This window comes from Syntrophorhabdus sp. (genome assembly GCA_012719415.1).
GTDB lineage: Bacteria > Desulfobacterota > Syntrophorhabdia > Syntrophorhabdales > Syntrophorhabdaceae > Delta-02.
Window position 1 is genome coordinate 1 of the sequence record JAAYAK010000307.1, and the last position, 1671, is coordinate 1671.

Below are 1671 nucleotides of genomic sequence, written 5' to 3' on the forward strand. Positions count from 1 at the left end.
AGCTCCTCGAGGAGAGCGAAAAAAGGCTTCTCGAAGCGAACATCGACCTCAGGCGCGAGATCGCCGTTCGCTCCCTCGCGGAAAAGGCCCTCGCCGCCGAGAAGGAACGTCTTGCCGTCACGCTCCGTTCCATCGGGGACGGCGTCATCACCGTCGATACGGAGGGCAGGGTCATCCTCATAAACAGGGCCGCCGAAACATTGACGGGTTTCTCGCAGGAGGAGGCCGAGGGCAGGCCCTTTACGGAGGTCTTCCCTCTGCGGGAACACGACAACCACACTCCGGGCAACGACCCCGTCGGGGCCCTCCTCGGGAACACGGACCCGGTCTCTCTCTCGACGCCCTCCACGCTTGTCGCAAGGGATGGAACGGAACGGCTCGTGGCCACAACGGCATCGCGCATCCGCAGCGAGGATGCCGCGGTCATCGGTGCCGTGATAGTGTTCCGTGACATCACGGAACAACACAGGATGGAGGCCGAACTCCTCAAGGCCCGAAAGCTCGAGTCCATCGGCACCCTGGCTGGCGGCATCGCCCACGATTTTAACAACCTCCTCGCGGTCATCCTGGGGAACATATCCTTCGCGCGGATGCTCCTCGACGACGACCAGAAGGCGGTGAGGAGACTCGATGAGGCGGAGAAGGCAACGATCCGGGGCAAAGATCTTTCCTACCGGCTCCTGACCTTCGCCCGGGGCGGCGCGCCGGTAAAGAAGCTGACCGTCCTCGACGACGTTATACGCGATGCCGCCGAACTCACCGTGAGCGGATCCACATCAAAATGTGTCTACAGCTTCCCCGAAGACCTCTACAGTGCCCAGGTCGACGAAGGACAGATCAGGCAGGTCATCCACAACCTTGTCATGAACGCCCGGGAATCCATGCCCGATGGGGGAACGATCAGGATAGCCGCCGAGAACGTGAACCTCCTTCAGCCTGAGGGGCCCCTGAACCCCGGCAGGTACATCCGTCTGACCATTGAGGACACGGGGTGCGGCATCTCTCCCGAAGACCTCGAACGAGTCTTCGACCCCTATTTCACGACCAAGGAGATGGGCAGCGAAAAGGGAATGGGTCTGGGTCTGGCGATCTGTTATTCCATCGTCAAGAACCATAACGGCTACATCTCCATCTCCTCCGAACAGGGGGTCGGGACCACAGTGTCCGTCCACATCGAGGCCTATGAAGGCGACGCGGAATCATGGCCTGTCCGCGGCGTGACGCACGAAGGAAAGGGGAGAAAGGTCCTGTACATGGATGACGAGGAACAGGTCCGGGACCTGGCAGGACAGATACTCCAGCACCTGGGATACGATGTCGAGTTTGCCCGGGACGGGGTCGAGGCGATAGAGCTTTTCAGGAACGGGATCGCCTCCGGCACTCCCTACGACCTCGTTGTCCTCGACCTCACCGTACCCGGAGGCATGGGAGGCCGCGAGGCGATGGAGAACATCCGCGCCATAAACCCCATGGTCAAGGCGGTGGTATCCAGCGGGTACGTGAACGACGCCATCGTGCGCGATTACAGGAAATATGGTTTTTCAGGGGTCGTCGCGAAACCCTATTCCCTGGAACAATTCAGGAAGGTCATCGAAAGCGTGTTCAACGGAAAGTGATGGGGAACCGTTGAACTCCCGGGCGAAGTGCTGTATAATACCGGAGTTCTGAAGG

At 60.3% G+C, this 1671-nt stretch carries 1 protein-coding gene; it reads left to right on the forward strand.

Translation table 11 applies throughout. From position 1 onward, the window contains the following. On the forward strand, positions 1–1616 hold a 1616-nt coding region (locus GXX82_17185), incomplete at its 5' end, for a PAS domain S-box protein (protein ID NLT24780.1). Between the last annotated feature and the right edge of the window lie 55 nt (positions 1617–1671).